8 protein-coding genes are annotated in these 15,111 nt (G+C 64.7%); 1 reads left to right on the forward strand and 7 read right to left on the reverse strand.

Annotated features, from left to right (window positions below):
• Nucleotides 1-156: 156 nt before the first annotated feature.
• Nucleotides 157-1,304 (reverse strand): IS3 family transposase gene (locus ATO3_RS08270; RefSeq protein ID WP_088649382.1). Its coding sequence is split into 2 segments (ribosomal slippage): nt 157-1,061 and nt 1,061-1,304, totalling 1,149 coding nucleotides; the frame shifts between segments, so codons are not numbered across the junction.
• Between the two features lie 56 nt (nt 1,305-1,360).
• Nucleotides 1,361-1,822: a helix-turn-helix domain-containing protein gene (locus tag ATO3_RS08275; RefSeq protein ID WP_088649383.1), complete on the reverse strand. Its 462-nt coding sequence runs from the start codon at nt 1,820-1,822 to the stop codon at nt 1,361-1,363.
• A gap of 86 nt (nt 1,823-1,908) precedes the next feature.
• Here ATO3_RS08275 and ATO3_RS08280 point away from each other — a divergent pair, with 86 nt between their 5' ends.
• Entirely contained in the window at nt 1,909-2,892 is a 984-nt protein-coding gene (locus tag ATO3_RS08280) for a zinc ABC transporter substrate-binding protein (RefSeq protein WP_088649384.1), read from the forward strand.
• Between the two features lie 193 nt (nt 2,893-3,085).
• Here the strand turns inward: ATO3_RS08280 and ATO3_RS28790 are convergent, their stop codons facing one another.
• The 5 genes from ATO3_RS28790 to ATO3_RS08300 form a co-directional block, all read right to left on the reverse strand.
• The gene (locus tag ATO3_RS28790) at nt 3,086-3,241 is read right to left on the reverse strand and encodes a hypothetical protein (RefSeq protein ID WP_158217921.1); all 156 of its coding nucleotides are present in this window, start codon (nt 3,239-3,241) and stop codon (nt 3,086-3,088) included.
• A gap of 355 nt (nt 3,242-3,596) precedes the next feature.
• Nucleotides 3,597-10,607, reverse strand: coding sequence for an autotransporter outer membrane beta-barrel domain-containing protein (locus ATO3_RS08285; RefSeq protein WP_143747247.1), 7,011 nt, complete (start codon nt 10,605-10,607; stop codon nt 3,597-3,599).
• Nucleotides 10,608-11,293: 686 nt separating this feature from the next.
• Complete coding sequence (locus ATO3_RS08290) at nt 11,294-13,090, reverse strand: AMP-dependent synthetase/ligase (protein WP_088649386.1); 1,797 nt, start codon at nt 13,088-13,090, stop codon at nt 11,294-11,296.
• A 10-nt stretch (nt 13,091-13,100) separates the two neighbouring features.
• The gene (locus tag ATO3_RS08295) at nt 13,101-13,910 is read right to left on the reverse strand and encodes an ABC transporter ATP-binding protein (RefSeq protein WP_088649387.1); all 810 of its coding nucleotides are present in this window, start codon (nt 13,908-13,910) and stop codon (nt 13,101-13,103) included.
• Nucleotides 13,911-13,916: 6 nt separating this feature from the next.
• Entirely contained in the window at nt 13,917-15,086 is a 1,170-nt protein-coding gene (locus ATO3_RS08300; RefSeq protein WP_088649388.1) for an ABC transporter substrate-binding protein, read from the reverse strand.
• Nucleotides 15,087-15,111 lie beyond the last annotated feature (25 nt).

The raw sequence follows: 15,111 nt of genomic DNA on the forward strand, positions 1-15,111 counted from the left end.
GCCATCTCGCCTCCATATTCGCCATAGCACGACCGATGTGGGACTTCCGACTGGATGACCGGGAGATGAGAGACGCGATCACTGTTGCGCGCCGTATGGGGATTATCTCCCGGTCAGCCCCGCGGGTCATGCGGCAGCTGAGGTGCCCCTAGTTTCCTAGACACCCGCCTTGGTCAGTTTCTGCTGCCTGATCTCGAAATCAACGGGCGACAGCATGCCGTTTTTCGCGTGCTTGCGTTTCGGGTTGTAGAACATCTCGATGTAGTCGAACACGTCCTGCCTGGCGGCATCGCGGGTCGGGTAGGTACGACGCCGGATGCGTTCCCGTTTCAGGAGTTGGAAGAAGCTCTCGGCGACAGCGTTGTCGTGACAATTGCCGCGTCTGCTCATGCTTGGTTCCAGATCATGCTGGCGCAGGAATGTCTGCCACTCCCGGCTGGTGAACTGGGAACCCTGGTCTGAGTGGACCATGACCCTACCTGTGGGTTTGCGCCGCCACTCGGCCATCAGCAGGGCTTGCAGGGCGAGGTCCGTCGTCATGCGGGACTGGGCGGACCAGCCGACAACCCGGCGCGAGTACAGATCGATGACGACGCACAAGTACAGCCAGCCTTCATGGGTCTTGATGTAGGTGATGTCGGTCACCCAGACCTGATCGGGCTGAGAGGCATCGAAGCATTGCTCCAACCTGTTCTCAGCGACGACAGCAGGCTTGCCGCCATATCGGCCGGGGCGGCGCCTGTAGCCGATCTTCGCAGCGATCCCGGCCAGTGACGCCAACCGGGCAACACGGTTCTCCGAGATGCTTTCGCCCTGATCGCGCAGATCATCCGTCAGCTTGCGGTAGCCATAGACCTTGCCGCTGTCGGTCCAGGCTTGGCGGACCAGCTCGGTCTGACGCGCATCCTCCTGCGCGCGGTGGCTTAACGGTTCCTTAAGCCATGCATAGAAGCCGGAGAAATGGACCCGCAGCACCCGGCACATGGCCCGTACGCCGAACTCCACGCGATGCGCCCCGATGAAGGCGTACTTCATTGGGACTCGCGCGCGAAGTACGCCGTTGCCTTTTTTAGGATGTCGCGCTCCTCGGTCACCCGAGCCAGTTCGCGCTTCAGGCGCCGGTTCTCGGCCTCGTGGTCCACACCCGGCTTTGACGTCGGCTCCCCGAACACCTTTAGCCACTTATAGAGAGAGTAAGTGCTGACGCCCAAGCGCCGGGATACCTCCCGAACCGGATAGCCACGCACAGTGATCTGATGCACCGCGTCCCGCTTGAACTCATCGCTGTAGTTGCTTGTCCCCATCTCGGCCTCCTCGCCTCAAAGTTAGGGGGCAAAGCGTCTACAAATCTAGGGGCACCTCAGTCAGGGCAAACCCCGATGGCCTCGACGACGGTCTGCTCTATCCGGAACCCAGCCGCACGCGCCGCGGCCCCCAGCAACCCTTTCGATGGCGCCGAGACGGTTTCGGCCACCGAGTCGCACACACGACAAATCATGAAGGCAGGGAAATGGGTTTCTCCAGGGTGCAGGCAGGCCACATAGGCATTCAGCCGCTCGACCTTGTGCGCGAAGCCGTAGGTCACCAGAAAGTCCAGCGCCCGGTAGGCCAGCGGAGGCTGGGCCGCCCATCCTTCATCCTTCAGCCGATCAAGAATCTGGTACGCGCCAAGCGCCTTGTGATCCTCGAGCAGTATCTCGAGAACCCTGCGACGCACCGGCGTGAACTGGAGCCGTCGTTCGGCGCAGTGATCCTCCGCCATGGCGACCTGCTCTGCAATGCAGGCGGCATGATCGTGCTTCGAAAACCCGACGGCTTTCATCTTCTTCTCCCGTAGCTGCGGGTTGCAATGTTATATCGTAACGCATAGCCAATCGCGCAGTGTTACAACATAACGCAGAGGTCCTCATGTCCAGAAAACTACTCCTTGGGGCTGTCTCCGTCCTGGGTCTCTCAAGTGCGGCTGCGGCCGAGGTTCCCTCGGTTGCCGCCGACATTCCGCCTGTTCATTCCCTGGTTTCCATCGTCATGGGTGAATTGGGCACCCCTCACCTTCTGGTCCAGCCCGGCGCATCCCCCCATGGCTATTCGCTGCGTCCCTCAGAGGCTGCGGCGCTCAATCGCGCAGATGCGGTCTTCTGGATCAGCAAGTCACTTGAGCCCTGGCTGGAAGGCTCGATTGAGGCACTGGCTGACAACGCCCACGTGATCGAGCTGATGGAAACGGACGGAACGACCGAACTCGAGTTCCGTGAAGGTGCAACCTTCGAGGCGCACAGCCATGATCACGAAGGTCATGATGACCATGAAGAAGCGAATGATCACGACCACGACCATCATGATGACGACGAGCACGCACACGAAGGCCACGACCATCATGGCCATGACCCGCACGCCTGGCTGGACCCGGAGAACGCGCGCGTATGGCTCGACGTCATCGCGGCGGAACTGTCGGAGCTCGACCCCGAGAACACTGCCACCTACCGCGCCAATGCTGAGGCGGGAAGGACCGACCTAGAGAGCCTGATCGGCGAGATCTCGGCCCAGCTTGATCCGGTGCGCGGCGCGAATTTCATCGTCTTCCACGACGCCTATCAGTACTTTGAAAACCGCTTCGGCTTTCCTGCCAGTGGCTCGATCACCCTGGGCGATGCCTCGGACCCCAGCCCGGCCCGGATCGAGGAAATCCAGCACAAGGTTGCCGAACTGGGCGTCTCCTGCGCCTTCACCGAGCCGCAGTTCAACCCTGATCTCGTCGCAACGGTATTCCGTGGCACCGATGCTCAGACCGGCATCATGGACCCGCTGGGCGCAGAACTTGAGCCCGGCGCGGACCTCTACCCGCAGCTGCTGCGTAACCTCGCGTCCAGCCTGACGGACTGCCTCGGCTGACCTCTGGCTCGGCTGATCTCTGGGGCGCCGCGATATGCGGCGCCCTTTCCTGCATTTGCAGGTCGTTCAAGCCTTGGCTGACGGGCGTATTAGACGCCCCGCCCCCCCCTTTGATGCGCTCAGGCCCATGCGGAGGCTTGACGCAGCCGATGTCACGACAAGGGCCTTCGCGTCGCACAAACCTGACTGCGTGTCAGAAGCAGCTGCAACTGCAACTGCAACTGCAACTGCGTGCGGGTCTGGCAAGATACATGTCTGTCAACGCCTTGTCGCCCAGCAGTGTTTCCAGCTCAACCTGCAACGCGGCCGCGAGACGCAGCGCCACATCTGCCGTCAGGTCTGCCTTCATCGGCAAAGCCCCTTCCAGTCGCGCGATCTGACGCTCGGTCAGGGCCCTGAAAACTATGATGAGCTTGTCGCGGTGACGCGTCGAGAGCGCGGCTTTTTATATTTTGTTCCGCCACTTATCGATCAGCCTTCAAGCCCGTTCCTGTCTGACATGTGCAAATCGCGGCCATTTCGGGAAGGAGCTACAGCAAATGTTGTAACATGGCCCGGCTGTCGCATCCCCGGGTACCATCATCAAGCGCAAGCGCAAAGACGGCTTTGGCTTCTGGCTGTCCTTGCCGTGAAAACTCCAACTCCGCATACCAAAGAGGTCGGGGGGCTAATCCCCCCGACCCCAATCGCCGGTCAATGCCGGCTCAGAACCGGAATTCGATCCGGGCCGTTCCGCCGTAGTCGTAGCTGTTCTCGGACATCGCGCCGCTGCCCTCAAGGGACACCGCCAGATTGTCCCGCAGCATGATCTCGACCCCGAGGGCCAGGTCGCCCTGGTAGCGGTCCGTGGTCAGCGTGCTGGACAGGTTCGCGACCGAGGCGTCCGCCCCCACCAGCCCGCTTGTCATCGTCAGCGACGGATCGGTCAGGGTCATTGTTGCGCCGGCCCGGACATAGGCCAGCGAGGCGCGGTTCTGCACGTTGAACGCGCGACCAAGCTCGATCATCGGGTTGAAGGTCAGCCAGCCGTAATCCTGCGACCCGACCTGCCAGTTCTGGGATCCGGTCCCGCTTTCGGTAAAGCCGTCCTGCCAGACCTTGGTATAGGCCAGCGCCGCAGACGGCTTGGCATAGAAACCGCCCTGCCCGAGATAGACGGCAGAGGCGCGCAGTTCTGCCCCCAGATACCGGCCGTCGATGTCGGAATTGGCCTCGTAGCCCCGGTTGTTCACGCTGTAGCGGCGGTCATAGTCCAGGTTATACAGACCGCCCACCAGCGTGGTCGACAGAGTGTAGCGCCCGATCTCTTTCTTCAGCGCCGCGCCAAAGGAATAGCGCTCACCGTCCTGAGAGAAGTTCGCGCCGCCCACCGACACCGTTTCGATCTGGCCGCCGAATTCCAGGAACAGGTCCGGTCCGACCTCATGCTGCGTGCCGACGGCCATGCCCCAGCTGTTTTCGTCATAGGCCGGGCTTTCGTCGGTGGCATCCTGGTGCCGCTTGGATCCGATCGCCTGAACCCAGGTGCATTGGGTCTGGTGCAGGAAATCGAGGCCCGCGGCAGGGTCGATCGTCGGGCAGCTTTGCAGAAGGTTCCGTATCGCATGCGCCGACTGCGCCGCACCGGTCGCGCCGATCAGGGATTCGTCGAGGATGTGGTACCGGTAGGCCGTTTCCAGATCGAGGTCGGACTCGGCATTCAGGTAGTCCGCCCCAAGCGCCGCAATGTCGTGCCGAAGCGCGGCATCGGTCCCGCCCTCTTCGGCCATCATCGCCACGTCGGTGAAGTAGCTGCCATATTCCCTGGCATTGCCGCTCAGCACCGCGCCCGTCGTGTCGCCCGAATAGTCGATGGAGTACGAGAGGACCAGCGCATGGCCGCTATCGGCTGTACCGAGAGAATATGTCGCGGTCGGAGAGTCCGAGACCGTGGCGCCTTCGTCGTCGAAAACGCCCACGGAGTAATCGATTTCCGCGATGATCGTAGCTTTGTCCATCAACCACCATTGCGTCGGCGCGGTCAGCCAGGTCGGCTTGACGACCGGCGAGAACATCTCCATCGGCGCCAGAACTCCATCGGCTCCGCCCGCGTCCTGGAGGCTGATGTGGTCCGACTTTATCAACCCCGAAACCTCGGTCAGGTTGACGACATAGGTGCCCTGCTCCTTGTGTGCCATTCCCACCGTGAAGGCCGAGGATCCGACCTGGCTGTCTCCGAAGGGCGAAATCGTGCTACCGGATTCGCCGGTATACGTGCCTGCACGTCCCAGTGAGACGGTGTCGCCCGGCTCGAACCTCGCACCGGAATAGTTCACGAACTCGGTCGGTTGACCGCTGTCGGAATTGCTTCCGGGGTCGCCCGTCAGCACCACCGAGCCGGTGATCTTGCCCCCGGACCGGTTCTGTATCCTGAGCGCCCCGGTCCCGTCCGACGCGATCGCCGTGCCGAAGCTGTCCCCGGACAGGGCCGAGACGGTGCCGAAGTTCTCCAGCAGGTTCGACACGAAGATCGATCCGTCGCTGTTCAGGTTCTCAAGCCCGCTCATGAAACCCACGGCGCCATAGGGATCCTGCCCCGTGACCTCGACCGTGGCGCCCTTCTCGACGGTCACATGGGACGTGCCGTTGCACATCTTGGTGTTCGCCTTGCTGCCAACACAGGACCCGGAATTGACGATTTCCAGCGATTGGGCGTCCGCCTGCACCAGGATGGCACGGGCGTTCGCGCCCTGGGCCGAAATCGTGCCCGAGACGTTCAGACGAACCCCGCCCGCGGTGCTGTCATAGGTCCCGCCCGAGACGCTTTGTGCGAAGACGCCGTGCGCCCCATCGCCGGTTACCGTGATGTCGCCGTCGATATCGAGATCGACGAACCCGCCATTGCCCATGTTACCGGTGCTTCCAACCTTCCCAGGGCTGTTGCCGCTTTCCTCGACATCGAATTCACCCGCTGCGCCGCCGCCGCCGCCAACCGATTGCGCCCAGACGCCATGCGCGTTTGCGCCCGTGGTGCGGATCGACGACCCGGCGCCGAGCGAAATGGTCACATCGCCGCCGTTGCCGCCATCGCCGCCGTTGCTGTCGCCCATGGTCTGCGAGCCGATGGTTTGCAACATGTCGGTGAAGCCGTGCACGATCGACGATTCGATATCGCCGCCGGTGCCGCCTCCGCCGCCGACCGCCTGGGCATAGATGCCCATCGCACCCGCGCCGGTCGTGTTGAGCGTGCCGTCATTGGTGATGGAGATCTCGCCGCTGTCGCCGCCGCCGCCCGAGGACCCGGCCAACGCAATGGACGTCAGAAGCCCTTGCGAGCCATCGCCGCCCGCGCCGCCGCCGCCGCCCACGGATTGCGCATAGATCGCAGTGGCGCTGTGGCCCGAGGTGGAAATCGCGCCCGCGTTCGAGACGGTGACATCGCCGCCGTCGGCGGCCGCGCCGCTGGATCCTCCGATCGACATCGAGAAGTTCGTCAGAAGGTTCGCGATGTTTTCCTTGGCCTTCTTGATCTGCTCGTATTGCTCCTTGATGGAATTGACGTCCTCGTAGGCGTCGTAGATGTCGGCCACCCAGCCTTTGGCATCGGGCTCGCCATTTCCGCCGGAGCCGCCGTTGCCGCCGACCGACTGCGCGAAGATGCCGTAGGACGTGGTGCCCTGGGTCGAGATCGCGCCGCCCTTGTCGTTGCTGACCGAAACGTCGCCGCCGGTCGAGCCGCCGCCGCCGTCGCCCCCGATGCTGAAGCTGTAGTTCAGCTCCATCGGTTCGGTGCCCTCGGTTTCCGATGTGTAGCCAACCGTGAAGGCGCCCGCATTTCCGCCTTCGCCACCATTGCCTCCGACCGAATGGGCATGGATCCCGGCAGATGTGTCCTGCTCGGTGGTGATGGTGGCACTGTTCTCTACCGTGACCTTCCCGCCCGTGCTGCCACTGCCGCCGCTGCCGCCGACATAGACATTGCCGCTGAACGAAACCTTGGTGTTCTTGGTGGTGCCGAAGTTTGCCAGATAGGACACGCCCGAGCCGCCGGAGCCGCCGTTGCCGCCGACCGAGTTGGCAAAAATGGCATGGGCATTGCCGCCAGTGGTGCTGATATCACCCGTGTTCCGCAGACTGATGTCGCCGGCCGTGCCGCCGTTGCCGCCGTCTCCGCCGACAGTGACATTGGTTTCGAGGCTGGTGCCCGTCGTGACGGTCAAATTACCCGAATAGCTCGACCCGCCATCGCCGCCGCTGCCGCCGCTGGATACAGCCGCGAGCCCGAAGGAATAATGCCCGCTGGTTTTGACGTTGGCCGCATTGTCGATCTCGACGTCGCCGGCGACGCCGCCGTCGCCGCCGGATCCGCCAACAGTGACCGAGACCGACCCCGACCCTACGCTGGAGCCGTCTATGCTGCCGGCAAAGATCCCCCCGCCGATGCCGCCGTGTCCGCCATGGGACTTGCCCGCGATCCCGTGCGACCGAAAGCCCGTGGTCGTGATGGTTCCGTCCGTCGTGGTGACCGATACCGTGTCGGACGTGCCGCCCTTCCCACCGTCGCCGCCGACCGCGAGCGTCACCGAACCGGACATTGGGCCGAAATCGCCCGCGCCGCTGAAGGTCGTCCCGGCTGCGCCGCCACTGCCGCCAATCGACAGGGCCGCGATGGCGGAGGATTTGTTCCCCGTGGTGGTCACGTCCGCGGAACTTGATACGGTAACCGTGGACGCCGTGCCGCCTGCGCCGCCCGAAGACCCAAGCGTGTTCTGGGCCGAGGAGACCCCGATGTTCCCCGACACGGTAACGCCTCCCGCGCCGCCGGCCCCGGCGATGGAGGACGCCAGGATCCCAAACGACAGATCGCCCGCGGTGCGGATCGCGCCGGTGTTGGTGACTGTGACTTCCTGGGTCGTCCCGCCGCCTCCGCCGCTGCCGCCAAATGTCATGGTCAGATCGAGAACCGACGCGGACCCGTTCACCACGGTCCCCGACTTGCCGCCCGACCCGCCGACCGCCAGGGCCAAGAGGCCGGGGCTGACATGGCCGCTCGTGTCGATGGTACCGTCATTGGATGCGGTCACCGAATAGGCGCCGCTGGCGGAACCGCCCGACGAACCGTTTGCGATGCCCAGGTTCACAATGTTTGCGCCCGCATTCACGACGGTCCCGCCATTGCCGCCCGACCCGCCGACCGACAGGCCCACCGCACCGGCCGAAACATCGCCCGTGGTCTTGATGCTGCTGTTTTCGTCCAGCGCGACGGTCACGTCATGTCCCCATCCGGCGCTGCCGCCCGATGCGCCCACGCGGCTGTTGATCCCGACATCGCTGACATTCAAGCCTACGCCGATGTTCTGCACGTTGCTGGAGTGCCCGCCGCTGCCGCCGATCGAGGCCGCCATCACACCTTCGGACAGGTCTCCGCTGGTGGAAATCGCCGCAGACGATTTGATGTCCACCGTGCCGGCGTTTCCGCCCGCGCCGCCACCGGCACCGGTATTGCTGTTGAGGGTCACGCCCACGGTCACGTCCGTCTGGTTGCCGGCCACACCGCCGCCACCGCCGAGCGACACGGCCAGGACCCCGGCCGAGGCCGCGCCCGTGGTCATGATGGTCCCGGCCACCGTGCCCGTGATGTCGCCGGCCTCGCCCGCGTCGCCGCCCGCGGCTCCCAGCGACTGGGTCGAGGCCGAGCCCGAGTTGATCACGTCGATTTGCGTGACATTGCCGCTTTTGCCGCCGCCGCCGCCGACCGAATGGGCCAGCAGCCCTTCCGAGGCATGGCCGGCGGTTGAAATGGAATCCGCATCCGACATCGAGAATGTGATGTTGCCGCCGTTCCCGCCGCCCGATCCGGTCGCCCCGATCTGCTGGTTGCCTCCGAAGATGGACAGCTTGAACGAGGAGCTTGCCTTGCCGCCGCCACGGCCGTGCGAGATCAGGGCAATGCCTTCGGACATGTCGCCTTGTGTCGCCACGCTGGTGCCGTTGCCGCTGTCGGGATCGGCCGTGGAGGTATAGCTGACATCGCCGCCATCGCCGCCGCTGCCGCCCGAGGCCCCCAGGGTTTCCAGCCCCGAGACAGAGTGCGAGCTGCCGCCGCCGCCGCCGCCCGACAGGACGACAATGCCGGCGGAAGCCAAGTCATTGGTCTCGATTTCCGAGTTGGTGGTGGTCAGGCTGGCCGTGCCGCCATTGCCGCCGGCTCCGCCGCTGGCCCCCATCGACTTGATACCGGAGGCACCGCCCGAAAAACCGCCCGTCCCACCGACGCTCATCACGTGGAGGCCGTCGGCAAACTGTCCCCCGGTACGGATCGTGGTGGCGTCCAGGGACACGGTCACATCGCTGCCATTGCCGCCCGATCCGCCGGTGCCGCCCATCGCCGTCAGGCCTGATGCATGCCCGCCCGTGCCGCCGCCGCCGCCAGCCGAGACCGCCACGATGCCGCCGCTGAACTGTCCGCCGGTCTCGAACGTGGTGTTGGTGATCGTCAGCGTCACATCCTCGCCGTCCCCGCCCGAACCGGCACTGGCACCGTAGCTGGTCACACCGCTGCTGTCGCCACCGCTGCCGCCTTGTCCGCCGACGCTTTGTGCCAGCAGACCATGGGCCGTGTCGCCGCTCGTCGACAGGCTGGCGTTGTTCAGGGTGCCCGTGACCGAACCGGCATAGCCTGGCAGGGACGGATCCGCCGGATGGTAGGATCCGTCAAATCCCTTCGAGTTGCCCTGGGCCCCGCTTACGCCGCCGGCCGACTGCAACCAGATCGCCGAGGCGTCATCGCCTTGCGTGCTGACGGATCCTCCGAAGCCAGTGAGTTCGACGCTGCCGCCGGTGCCGCCATTGCCGCCGGCCCCCGGATAGTCGATGTCGCCGTCCGCAAGCCCGCCGGTGCCGCCGTCGCCGGCCTGTGACAGCAACGCGATGCCATACCCGTTTTCGGTCGAAATCTGGTTGTCGGAACCGGGAGCGTAGAGGGACACGTCGCCCCCGTTCCCGCCGGCACCGCCCACTCCGCCATAGGCGGAATCGGCAAACCTGGTCGATCCGATACCGCCGGCAGAGGCATTGCCCCCCGTGCTGGACATGTAGATGCCGTTGCCTGCTCCAACCGTCGAGAACCGCAGAGCGACCTGGTCGGCCACAGTCAGATAGACGTCGCCCCCGTCGCCGCCGCGTCCACCGTTGCCGCCATGGGCTGCATCGCCAGCGTCTTTGGTATAGGCTTCCTGTGCGTTGCCACCATCCCCGCCGGTGCTGGTCAGGTTGATGCCCGCGCTTTGATCCGTGGGCGAGGCCGACAGCATCGTACCGTCGGGTCCCGTTACCTTGACACCAAGGCCATTCGAACTGGACCCGGCCCCGCCGTCGGCTGCGTAGACATCTCGGCCGAGCCCCCGGGCTTCCGTGGCATTTTCGCCATCCTGGTCCGCGCCCCTGGCCATCTCGATCTCGCCGAAGATGGCGCCGGTTTGCACATCCATACTGTACCCCCCCCCAAACAGATCGAAATCGGCTTCGACCAGATGCAGGTCCGACTGGTTCCTTGCGGTAAGGTTCAGGAAGTAATTGTTGCCATCCCCGGAATCGGTCATGTCCGATGTCAGGTTGCTGACTTGGACGGTGGTGATGCCGTCGTTTGACGGCGTCACCTGGATCCCGGTCACATCGCCGGTGCAGTTCAGGATGCTTCCGTTGAAGACACTGCAATCGGCAAGGGCTGGCGACATTGCCGTGGTCGACATCAGGACCGCAAGAACAGTTGCGGGCCTGGCCGCTTTGACAGATTTGATCCCGAACATGAATTCCTCGCGTACCTTGTCAGACGCAGCGCAGTGACGCGGATGCGTTTGTAACCACTTGACCAATGCGTCCGACCGTATTCCCGCCAGGCCCGCCCGCCCTGGACCAGCCAGGGCACGTGCGACCTTGATCATTCAGCTCGACTGAACAGAAAAACGGCCCAACCAGGACGGCCGGTTCGCGAAGAAGAGATTAACAAGGCAAACGCTCACTCAAGGGATCAAAGCGCGGAAGCGTTAGCCATTACTTAACTAAGCGACATATCCGAAACACTTATTCCCGTCAGCGTAAAATCCCGAATTGGTCTGACGCGAAGAACTGGGATACCAGGATGTGCCGTGGTCGTCGGGCGCTTTCGCAAGACGGTTTCGAGTCGGGTCCTACAGGCTGGAATCGTGCCATCGCGCCATGCCGAAGTGCGGCCCGGTGAAACACATAGAAGGCGGCCCCGAGTTCGGGAGCGTCCCCAAGCCACCCCGTTGGGCGATCTTGCCAAGGTATGGTTCGCGTCTCGAGGCGGCCCTGGCGGCGATATCCAGTCTATCGTCGCCACAGGGTGCGGCCAGGGCATCGGATCCGCAGGATGACGTGTCGCACGGCGGCCCGTCCGGTGTCAGGCAAACAGCGCCTCGATCTCGCCCGCGTATTTCTGCGCGATGTTCGACCGGCGGACCTTCATCGTTGCCGTCACCTCGTCGTCGTCGTGGTCCAGCTCCTTTGTCAGCAGGTGGAACCGCCGGATATTGGCGACCTGTGCCAGCGCCGCATTGGCCGCCGCCACCTCTTCCTCGACCAGCGCGCGCACCGCAGGTGTCTCGGCCAGATTGCGGAAGTTGGTGTAGGGAATGCCCTGCTCTTCCGCCCATTTGCCTACCGTGTCGAATTCGATCTGGATCAGCGCGGCCACGTATTTGCGCCGCTCGCCGATCACGATGCATTCCTTGATATAGGGGCTGCCCTTGACCCGGTTCTCGATCTCTGACGGGGACAGGTTCTTGCCCCCCGCCGTGATCATGATGTCCTTGATCCGGTCGACGATGCGGTACTGCCCGTCCCGGCATTCGGCCACGTCGCCGGTATGCAGCCAGCCGTCGCGGATCGTCTGCGCCGTGGCCGCGTCGTTCTTGTAATAGCCCTCGAACACCATGTCGCCCCGCACCAGAAGCTCGCCGGTGGCGTCGATGCGCAGCTCGGCGCCCAGCACCGCGTCGCCCACGCTGCCCGGCTCCAGCCGCGTCAGCCGCTGCGAGGTCGCCATGCCAGAGGTTTCGGTCGCGCCGTAGACTTCGACCAGTGGCACGCCGATGGTGCGGAAGAAGGTCACGACATTCGGGGCGATGGGCGCGGCGCCGGTCATGGCGATCCGGGTCCGGCGCAACCCGATGAAATTCAGCAGCGCCCGGAACACCAGCCAGTACCAGAAGGTGAACCTCAGCGTCTGGGCCAGGCTACGGTCGGGTTTCGGGACGGTGGCGAAGGGCGCGCAGGCGGCAAGCGCCCGGTCGTAAAGCGCCTTTCGGTAGCCGCCGGCCTCCAGCATCCGGATATGGATCGCGGAATGCAGCTTCTCCCAGATGCGCGGCACGCCCAGAAAGATCGTCGGCGCCACTTCGCGCAGGTCCTCCTGCACGGTGCGCAGGCTCTCCCCGAAGTTCACCAGGCCGCGGTTGTAGACCGGCGCCATCACCGTCGTCATCTGCTCGGCCACGTGGCAGAGCGGCAGGTAGGACAGGCAGGTGTCCTCCGGCCCCAGGTTCAGCCGGTCCGTCACCGCCATCGCCTGGGCCCGCAGGTTGCGATAGCTCAGCATCGCACCCTTGGGCTTGCCGGTGGAGCCCGAGGTATAGACCATCAGCGCGATGTCCCCGGCCCCCTGCCGCGCCAGCACGTCATCCACCATCCGGGGATGCGCCATGCGATGGGCACGCCCGGCCTCTTCCAGCGCGGCGAAAGAGGTCACCAGCCCCTCCGGATAGCCGCGCAGGCCGCGCGTCTCGATCACCACGATGCGGATCAGCCGGGGCAGCCGGTCGCGGATCTCCAGCACCTTGTCGACCTGTTCCTGGTCCTCGCAGACGACGATCTCGGCATCGGCATGGTCCAGCACATAGCCGACCTCGGGCGCCGGGCTGGTCGGATAGACGCCCACGGTGATCGCCCCGGCACAGCCGGCGCCCATCTGCGCCAGCACCCATTCGATCCGGTTCTCCGACAGCACCGCCAGGTGGCCGCCCTCGGGCAGGCCCATGTCGCGCAGCCCGTGGGCCACGTCGCAGGCGCGTTCGAAATAGCCGCGCCATGTGGTCACCTGCCAGATGCCGAAATCCTTCTGCCGGACCGCCTTGCCCTCCGGCGCCTCGGCCGCATTGGCCCGCAGCATCTGCGGCAGGGTCAGATCGGGGAGCGTCATGACCCGCGCCTCACGACAGCCACCGCTTGCGGCGCTTGTAATGCTTCACGTCCCGGTAGCTGCGCGCCCCGGCGCCATCCGACTGGCCAAGGTAGAATTCCCGCACGTCCTGGTCCGCGATCATCCGGTCCGACGGGCCGTCCATCTGGATCTTGCCGTTCTCCATGATGTAGGCGTAGCGCGACAGCGCCAGCGCCACGGCGGCGTTCTGTTCCACCAGCAGCATCGAGGCGCCGGTGTCCCGGTTGATCCGCGCGATGATGGTAAAGATCTCCTCGACCAGCACCGGCGACAGCCCCAGAGACGGCTCGTCCAGCAGGATCAGCGCGGGTTGCGCGATCAGGGCGCGCCCGATCGCCAGCATCTGCTGCTCCCCGCCCGACAGGTAGCCGGCGCGCGTGCCACGCCGCTCGGCCAGGCGGGGGAAGTAGCCATAGACCTCGTCGAACCCGCCGCGCGGCAGATCCCGGCCCGACAGCGCGAAGGTTGCCGCCGTCAGGTTCTCCTCCACCGTCAGGTCCTCGAAGATGCGGCGGCCCTCCATGACGTGGAACAGCCCGCGCCGGACCAGCGCGTGGGGCTGCATGCCCGCGGTGTCCTGACCGTCGAACCGGATCCGCCCGGCGGTCAGTTCTCCGTTCTCCAGCGACAAGAGCCGCGAAACCGCCTTCAGCGTCGAGGATTTCCCGGCCCCGTTTGAGCCGAGAAGCGCCACGATCTGCCCGCGCGGCACCCGAAGCGACAGGCCCCGCAGGACCTGCACCGACTTGTTGTAGACAAGCTCGATATTCTCGACCTCGAGGATCGCGTCCGCGGGCATGTCCGGTCAGTCCCCGAGCGTGATCCAGTCCGAGACAGGCATCATCTCGCCCGCCGCCGCGTCGAACCGGTAGACCCGGCCGACAGGGACCGAATTGCCGGGGATCGAGATCGGCACGCCGATGATCCCGCCGGTGTCGAAATCCTGGATCGAGTTCAGCGCGGCCTTCAGCGTGTCGCCGGTCAGCTCCTCGCCCGAGGCCATCACGCGCTTCGTCGCCTCGGTCATCAGCATGGCCGACAGGAACCCCTGCATGTAGCCGGAATGCTGATACACGCCCCGCATCTCGCGGATCTTGTCGAGCATCGGCGCATCCTCGGCCGTGTCATGGTAGTAGCGGTAGGGCATCACGCCCATGTAGCCGTCCGCCGCCTCGCCCACATCGGCCCATTGCTTGCTGTCCATGGACCAGAAGGTGCCCATGAATTGCGTCTCCAGCCCCAGCTCCTTGGCCTGGGTGATGAATTCCGGCAGGGGCGCCAGGACATAGCCGTGGAAGATCGCGTAATCGGGCCGCGAGCGGCGCAGCTTCAGCACCTCGGTCGAGACATCGACAGCTCCGGGCGCGGTCACGATTTCCAGCACGATGTCCAGGCCCAGTTCCTCTGCCTTGGCCTTCGTGCGCTCGATCGGGTCGCGGCCGAACTCGGTATCGGAATTGATCATGGCGACCGTGGCGCCGGGGCTTTCCTCGGCGATGTATTCCAGCAGGATCTCGACCATCTCGGAATAATCCGGGCCCGTGATGAAGGCGTGGGGATGGATCTCGGGATCGTTCAGCTCGGTCGCGAAAGAGGCGCCGGCCAGCACCATGTCGCCCGAGCGTTCAATTTCGGGGCCGATGGTCTTGGCGAAACCGGTGCTGTCGCCATAGTAGAAATGCACATCCTCCGACGAGGTGATCTTGTTGAACACCGCCAGCGATTGTTCGACCTTGTAGCCGGTGTCTTCATAGACCAGCCGCACGGGCTTTCCGTCGATGCCGCCCTCCTCGTTCAGCAGGGTGATGTAATCGTTCAACCCCGATTCAATGGCCACGCCGGCAAAGGCGAAGACACCGGTCAGCGGCAGCGAGGCGCCGATCACGATCTCTTCCTCCTGCGCCAGAGCCGGCCCCGCGGCCAGCGTCAGCCCGGCAACGGCACCCAGCGCCGCCCGTCTCGTCATCCTGAACATACCTTGTCCTCCCTGTCGGTCTGTC

Source organism: Marinibacterium profundimaris (assembly GCF_002210095.1).
GTDB lineage: Bacteria > Pseudomonadota > Alphaproteobacteria > Rhodobacterales > Rhodobacteraceae > Marinibacterium > Marinibacterium profundimaris.